The organism is Mesorhizobium sp. M2A.F.Ca.ET.067.02.1.1 (genome assembly GCF_004023285.1).
In the GTDB taxonomy this organism is placed as follows: domain Bacteria; phylum Pseudomonadota; class Alphaproteobacteria; order Rhizobiales; family Rhizobiaceae; genus Mesorhizobium.
In genome coordinates, this window is the sequence record NZ_RZSB01000264.1 from 1 (window position 1) to 7,307 (window position 7,307).

Below are 7,307 nucleotides of genomic sequence, written 5' to 3' on the forward strand. Positions count from 1 at the left end.
CTGTCGGCGCTCTACGCGCCGGCCGACAAACGCGGCGCGCTGCTTGCGCTCTACGCCTTCAACGCCGAGATCGCCGGCGTGCGCGATCGCATCCACGAGCCGCTGCCGGGCGAGGTCAGGCTGCAATGGTGGCGCGACGTTGTCGCGGCCGATGGGGATGCCGGGACGGGCCACCCGACCGCCGATGCGCTGCGCGCGACGATTGCCGCAAATAAGCTGCCGAAGAGTGCTTTCGAGAACATGCTCGAGGCGCGCATCTTTGATCTCTATGACGACCCGATGCCGTCGCGTACCGATCTCGAGGGCTATTGCGGCGAAACGGCCGCAGCACTTATCCAGCTTGCGGCCATGGTGCTCGATCCGGCGGCGGCGCCGGGCTTTGCCGAACTCGCCGGCCGGGCCGGTTGCGCCCAGGCGATCACCGGCCTGCTGCTTATGCTGCCGCTGCACCGCCGACGCGGCCAATGCTTTGTGCCCGCAGACATCCTCGCGGCAGCCGGTACGACGCCGGAAGAGTTCGTCAAGGGAGAGGGCGGGGCTGCCGCCGAGCGCGCGGTTGTGGCGATGATCGCGCTGGCGCGGGAGCATCTCAACGCCTTCGAGAAAGGAGCGCCGGCGCTTCCCGTTTCGCTGCGGCCGGCCTTTCTGCCGTTGGCGCTGACCCACGCCTATCTCGACAAGATGGAAAAGGCTTCGGCGCTCCGCAGGACGGCAGCGCTCTCCACCTTCGGCCGGCACTGGCTGCTCCTGCGGCATGCGATGCGAGGCTGGATGCCCCTTTGACGTAAACGTCAACCGTGCTAGGGGTTTGTCGCGTGGACCCGCGTCAAAGAAATGCGGGCCGCCGGAGGAGCCGCGTTCCCATGAGCCTGCCAGTCCTGGTCGTCCTCGTCGCATTCGGCATTGCGTTGTCGGTCGCAGCCGTGCATTTCACCGGCGGCACGACAACCGCGACGCTTGCCGGCGCGGCTCAAGCGCTCGCACGCTTTGCCGATGATTTTCCCGACGAAAGGCCGGAAGCCGTGCGGCTGACCGCCGACAATCATGCCGCGTTTCTCGACCTCGGCCCGCAACGCTGCGGCATCGTCCAGAGCATCGGCGATTGTTTTCTGACGCGCATCGTCACGCCGCACGACATTCTGGCGCTGGCGAGGGAAGGGAAAGCGGTGTCGCTGCGGCTGAAGGATTTCACCTGGAAAGGTGGGCGGTTTGCTTTTGCCAACGAAGCCGATGCGCGAGCGGTGGCAGCGACCCTGCAGAACAGCGATCGGATCCGGGAGGCGGCGTGATGGACGAGTATAATTTCCCGCAGGTCACCCAGCTTGCGATCCCCTTCTTCGTCGCAGCGATCCTGATCGAGCTCTGGCTGGTGCGCACCGGCCGCGCCAAGGGATCGTTCGAGACGCGCGACACGCTGACCAGCCTGGTGATGGGCACCGGCAATGTCGTCGCCGGCCTGCTGCTCGGCGTCGTGTCCTACTGGGCGCTGCTGTGGCTCTGGCAGTTCCGTGTCTTCAATCTCGGCCTGTCCATCTGGGTGTTCGTCGCCGCCTTCCTGCTCGATGACTTGCGCTACTATGTCTATCACCGCATCGCGCACCGGGTGCGCTGGGTGTGGGCCGAGCATGTCAATCATCATTCCAGCCAGCATTACAATCTCTCGACGGCCCTGAGGCAGAGCTGGACCGGCCTGTTCACCTTCACCTTCATCCTGCAGGCGCCGCTGGTGCTCGCCGGCTTCCATCCGGCGGTGATCGCCTTCGTCTTCGGCTTCAACCTTGTCTGGCAGTTCTGGATCCACACCGAGACGATCGGCAAGATGTGGGGCTGGTTCGAGTTCATCTTCAACACGCCCTCGCACCATCGCGTCCACCACGCCACCAACCCGCGCTATCTCGACGCCAATTATGCCGGCACGCTGATCATCTGGGACCGCATGTTCGGCACCTTCGTCGAGGAACTGGAGGAAGACCGGCCGCGCTACGGCATCGTCAAGAATATCGGGACCTTCAATCCGCTGAAGGTCGCGTTCCACGAATGGATCGGCATGTTCAAGGATGCGCTGGCGCCGGGGCTGACGCCTGGCGAGCGCGTCAATTATCTCATCCAACCGCCGGGCTGGAGCCATGACGGCTCGCGCGACACGTCGGAAACGCTGAAGGCGGCCTATGTCAGGCGAAATCCTTCCCAAGCAGGCAAGCCGGGATTGCCGCCAGCGCGTGCCGAGCCGGCGGAATAGTCATGGTGAGGAGAGAGCGCTGCCGCTTGCAGCAACTGCCATCGCGGCGGTGTCCGCAAAATTCCTGTCGATGATACGCAGCTTCGGCGACAGCGGCAGAACGAACGGTAACTGGAACCGTCATGGTGCCGAAACGAAGCGTCACGGCGGTCTTTATGTGTAATCCCTGAACCTGATCCTCGAGCGGATTTCCTTTTTCAGAAGAAACCTGAGAAGGTTTCCAATGGTTCTTGGGTATGTATGGCCATAGGCGTATAGTTTTTCGAGGGAACGAGATTTGTTTTCGGCCTCGAATTTCCTTCGCCATTCCATCGATAGCGCGTCGCGCTGAACTTCGTAGAGGTCGTTCGAGATCTGCTCTGCGTCGATCGAGACATCCATCTTGCCGGCGACGTCCATCACATATTCGCGCCATCCCTTCATAATCTGCTCGTAAAAGACCGGAACGTATTGGATGGACCTCAGCGCGAGGTAATTTCTCCAGAACGCCATGCCTTCGCCGATATAGATCATGTTCTCGAGAATCTGTGCGCGATCGTATGCGACCGAACTCTCAGCACTATTCTCGTCGCCGCCGCCACTTGTCCTGGACCATTGCCCTGACTGAGATGCGCGTGTTGCGGATATCGCGGCACCGAGACGGTCCATTCTCTCGAGCAATATTACGAGAATCTCATGGTCGCGAAGGCATCTCTCTATGAAGTCGTATTTTCGCTTGTCGTAAACATCACGCAGATGATGCGGAAATATCTTGACCGAGAAGACGCCATTATCTGTCGAGGATCTATCCATTATTTTCTGATAGTGCTGTTCGGCTGCGAGTGTCTGGGGTGCTTCACTCGTCTCATCCCTCAGCCATTCGCGGGCGTTACCCAATTTCCCGGTGCTGTTCGTCAGCGAGGCCACCCAAGTCGAGCCGCTCCGCGCCTCCGACAAGATTAGCAGACCTTTCATTGCGTTTCCTTCGCGGGACCTTCGCGTGAACTGCCGTCGATGAGCGCTCCCGGGTGTGCGAAGGGGCGGAATTCCGAACTGGTAAGCGAGAACCGGGGGGCGGCGTAGCGCGCGGCGTTCTCCTCGGTCAGCATTCGCGAAGATCGCAGCGGCCGGCTTTCAAGCCAGACCCTTGTCGCGCCAGCGGGAGTGTCAAGCTGGATTTCGCATAAGATTTCCAATGCGGTGCCCGCGCGCGGAAGCTTCGGGCGCACATGAAAGGCGGCAACATGCCCGGCGTCGCTGTTGATCTCGAAGGCGAGACGCCGCCACTTCACCGACGCCGGCAATCGGATGTGCAAGCGCAAGACGCCGGCGCGGTCGGAAGCGGGAAGAGGCAGATCGGCGCGCAGCTCGCCTTGGCCAGCAGGCAAGCCCCTGCTGAATTTCGTCTTCAGGCGCGGTCTCGTTTTCTGCTCGCCGCGTGGTTCGGACTGGGCCAGCTCAAGCGATTTGCGACGCGTCTTTGCAAGCCAACGAAGGGCGGCGCCGGCGGGAGTCTCACTTTGCCTGGGCCTTGCTTGAACGAAAGCCATCCACGCGGCCATCGGCCCGGGAAGAGCCGCCTCGAAGCGTTCCATCGCCTCTGCATCGACCGCATAGCCTGCCCGCACTTTTAGCCAGCCAAGCGCGATCAATGTCGCCACCGCAATGTCGCGGGCGAGAATCTCATTGGAAAACAGCTTCCAATCGAAACCGGGTTCAACGATGAGGCGGGACAGATCGACCAGCCAGTCGCTGTTGGCGTGGGCGTCGAGACTGCCATTTGCGATGGCGATCACCGCCAGGTCTTCCCGGACCGGCAGTCCGCAGGCCACGGAATTGAACTCCACCGATCTGGCCCGCGCCCAGACCCGGTCGTCGTCGGCGAGGCTGCCCTGGCCCGGACGAAAGATGCAGCCATGAAGATCGATGTCGCCGTAGCGGTCCTTGTGAAGATTGACGCTGCGCAGCCGTGCTGCCTGCGTCAGCATGCGCATGGCGCTGGAACCGCTCGACGGCTCCCAGCCCAGTTCAACGAACACGCCCAGGGCATCGCCCAGCCGGTTCCGCGGGACCACGATATCGAGGTCGTGGAACGAGCGTCCACCCCGTCCAACGGGATCAGCGGCACGCGCGGCTCCCTTGATGAGCATCATCGGCACGTCCGCCACAGCCAGCGCCGCGAATGCCGGTTGGCATTCTCTCATCAGAAGCATGGTTCGCGTCCATAGCATCCGTTGAAGCCCGGCAAGCCTCGGCGCATCCGGCAGATCCCTCAAACCAGGCCCAAGCCTGTTCCAGGCGGCGAGAATCAGCCGCTGCTCGCTGAACGTGCAGTCGTTCAGGTCGTGCGTGCCGATCCAGGCGCGCAGTTCCCTTTCGGCCGCCACCGGATCGACGTGCACGGCGGCCAGCAGGAGGCGCTCGTGATCGCCAGCGGGCCAGGCGCGATCAAGAGACGGGTACCAGAGAGGCCAATTCATTGCCCCCCTCTTTCTCCATCATCATCACCCCTCTTGGCCCTGAGCGCCCGGCGTGCGATTTCAAGAAAGTCGGATGCCATGCCGGCCGGTGCGCTGCCGGCGACGGCTACCCTTCTGGACAACGTGCCTGGTCGAATACGACGTCGATGAACCGTCTCGTCCAGCATGGTCATTTTCATGCCCGCGGCGATGGCCCTGCGGTACCAATCTATAAAGTACCCCGTGCGCAAGCTTTCGTCGAACGGGATGCCGAGCCGTTCGACAGCACTTCGCCGAACGGCAAGCGAACTCAGGAGGTAGCCCGGGTAGCGGCCTTTCTTATAGTGGAGAGAGACAAAGGCTTCGGAGGGGTAGTCCGGGCTCTCGAAGGTTTCGCTGTGGCCGAACACTGCATCCAGTGAGGGATCGGAGTCGAGCCTGGCCCGCTGCAGCGCGAGCTTGTCGGGCATCCAGAGGTCGTCGGCATCGAGGAACGCAAGAACCGCGCCCTGGGCGGCCTTTATGCCGACATTGAATGCGGACGGCGCTCCCCCGTTGACCTTCCTGACTATGCGCGGATGCAAAGCGTGGCCCTGAGCGACCTCGACCGTGCGGTCGCTCGAACCGTCATCGACGACGATGACTTCCCGCGGCGAATGGTCATTCTGCTCCGCGATGCTGTCGAGCGTCTCATGAAGCGTGGCGGACGCGTTCCACGCTGGAATGATGACGCTGAAAAACGGCGTTTCCACTCACTCCTCCATCAGATGCTTGAACGGAGGCAACGGCCTTGCGTTGCCGCTCTTGCGCCGACGCATGAGCGACTGCATCAGGGCGCGGTTGAAGTCGCGCTTCTCCTCTGCCGTGTAGGTGCTTGTCATCGACTCTGCATGCCGACGGTAGCACAGGGTCACCGCGTTGAGGATCGTCATCGGAATTTCGGCTTCGCGGATCCGGAGCATGAGGTCGACATCTTCGGAATAAAGGAAGTTCTCGTCGAACATCCCGACCCGGTCGAAAACTGTCCGGCGATAGAGGGTCGCACCCAAATGAACATGGAAAAGTTCATCTGTTATCGCCGCCGGATCGGGTGCGGGGGCATCCGTCATTTGCCGGTTGAAATAGCTGACGAAGCCGGAAACGACATCCATATGAGGCGTTCGGGCAAAGCGTGCGAGATGCAGCGAGAGCTTGTCGGCCGGCCAGAGGTCATCGCAATCCAGGAAGCCGATGAACTCGCCGCCGGCGATCCTCAGGCCGACATTTCGCGCGGGTCCCGGGCCGCGCCGCGGCCCGTCGAGGACGCGGATCGCCGGGAAACGCGAAGCCAGGGTCTCGACGATCTCGCGCGAGCGGTCGGTCGAGCCGTCGTCGACAACCAGGATTTCCTGCACCGGCCACGCTTGGTCGAGTATGGTTTTCAGGGCGTCGGCGATGTATTTCTCGCCGTTTCGCACCGGCATGATGACGCTGATCGTTGGGCTGTCGCTCATGCTCTGAGTTCCCGCACGAACCCTCGCAGCACGGTTGCCGCCTCCATCGGATCGTTGCCGATCAGGAACTCGTGGCATGGAAGCGAGCGCGACAGGCTGGCGGCCTGCTGGAATATCTCGTTATGGCCGGTCCGCAAGATCTTCGACGTGCTTGGCGAGAGCGCACGGATCATATCGAACCGTGAAGCGGAACGGATTGTCGAAGCATCCTCGCCGGTGAGCTTGCAGGAGACAAGAGCTTTCACCGCGATTTGCGGGACCAGCGCATCCGGTATCGTCGTGCTGATCGGGACGAGCGCCTTTTCCCCCGGGCGACGGTCCCGGTTCACTGCTTGCGCGGCAAGCCCGATGAAGAGGATCTCCGCCATCCCGGTGAGTTTCATGGTGTCGAAGAGCGAGTGGCTTCGCCAGTCTGCCCCAGACTGCGACACCAGCACAATATCATCGCCCGTGGTCTGCATCCCCGCGGAAATTGCGGCAGCCGTCAGCGTCGATTTGCCGGAACCTCCCGGACCGGCGAGCATCACGCCCACGCCATCTTCGCCGACAACGGCGGAATGAAGCATCGCGTGCCCCGTGGCCAACGCGCCCCAATGGATGTGGTGGCGCAGCGGAGACCCGTATTCCCAGACCGGCAGCCGGGCAGCGGCTCCCACCCAATAGACGCCGGTGCCGGCGGACAGGTCGTGCAGATGCCAGATTCCGCGGCTCTCGTCGGATACGATTGCGACGCCGGCCTCGCTGTCCCATACGGTCCGGGTGACGGCATCGGCCTCGTCGGCTTCAAAGGGCCATTCGGCGGGCGGAGCCGGAAAGCCGTCGTCCTCATGCGAGACGGCATAGACAGTGATCGAGCGGTCTTCCGCAGTGGCTCCCGTTGTTTGCGCATGACGCAGAACCGGCAGGATGACCGGATCGAGCGCGGTTCCGCATGTGCGCAGCCGCAGCGTCAACCCGCCAAGGCGAAAGCGATGCTCAGCGCCGGATTCGTACCACCGGAAACTCGCGTCGGCAATGACGCGGCGGACGAATGCTGCAGGCGCCGTACGGGGATCGACGGCGGCTCGGACCATTCGGATCAGCTGTCCCCCAGCTCCCGCCGCAGCGGCCATCCACCGCCCGGATCCACGTCATGGA

8 protein-coding genes are annotated in these 7,307 nt (G+C 62.7%); 3 read left to right on the forward strand and 5 right to left on the reverse strand.

Annotation, left to right across the window (positions count from 1 at the left end; all coding sequences use genetic code 11):
* The 3 genes from EOA28_RS18535 to EOA28_RS18545 form a co-directional block, all read left to right on the forward strand.
* The coding region (locus tag EOA28_RS18535; protein WP_148670755.1) for a phytoene/squalene synthase family protein at positions 1–783 on the forward strand (783 nt) is incomplete at its 5' end.
* 80 nt (positions 784–863) lie between these two features.
* Positions 864–1,289, forward strand: a complete 426-nt coding sequence (locus EOA28_RS18540) for a hypothetical protein (protein ID WP_127253825.1) — start codon at positions 864–866, stop codon at positions 1,287–1,289.
* A complete protein-coding gene (locus tag EOA28_RS18545; protein WP_189342093.1) occupies positions 1,289–2,239 on the forward strand; it encodes a sterol desaturase family protein in 951 nt (316 codons plus the stop codon). The genes EOA28_RS18540 and EOA28_RS18545 overlap by 1 nt, the downstream gene beginning before the upstream one ends.
* 153 nt (positions 2,240–2,392) lie before the next feature.
* Here the strand turns inward: EOA28_RS18545 and EOA28_RS18550 are convergent, their stop codons facing one another.
* From EOA28_RS18550 to EOA28_RS18570, 5 genes are all read right to left on the reverse strand, one after another.
* Positions 2,393–3,193 carry a Stf0 family sulfotransferase gene (locus EOA28_RS18550; RefSeq protein ID WP_128298432.1) on the reverse strand — a complete coding sequence of 267 codons (801 nt, stop codon included), beginning with the start codon at positions 3,191–3,193 and terminating at the stop codon, positions 2,393–2,395.
* The gene (locus EOA28_RS18555) at positions 3,190–4,605 is read right to left on the reverse strand and encodes a nucleotidyltransferase family protein (RefSeq protein WP_189342094.1); all 1,416 of its coding nucleotides are present in this window, start codon (positions 4,603–4,605) and stop codon (positions 3,190–3,192) included. The genes EOA28_RS18550 and EOA28_RS18555 overlap by 4 nt, the downstream gene beginning before the upstream one ends.
* Before the next feature lie 89 nt (positions 4,606–4,694).
* Entirely contained in the window at positions 4,695–5,429 is a 735-nt protein-coding gene (locus EOA28_RS18560; RefSeq protein WP_126082304.1) for a glycosyltransferase family A protein, read from the reverse strand.
* On the reverse strand, positions 5,430–6,170 hold the full coding sequence (locus EOA28_RS18565; RefSeq protein WP_189342095.1) for a glycosyltransferase: 741 nt from the start codon (positions 6,168–6,170) through the stop codon (positions 5,430–5,432). It abuts the gene before it with no gap.
* Positions 6,167–7,282 carry a hypothetical protein gene (locus EOA28_RS18570; RefSeq protein ID WP_128315137.1) on the reverse strand — a complete coding sequence of 372 codons (1,116 nt, stop codon included), beginning with the start codon at positions 7,280–7,282 and terminating at the stop codon, positions 6,167–6,169. The genes EOA28_RS18565 and EOA28_RS18570 overlap by 4 nt, the downstream gene beginning before the upstream one ends.
* Between the last annotated feature and the right edge of the window lie 25 nt (positions 7,283–7,307).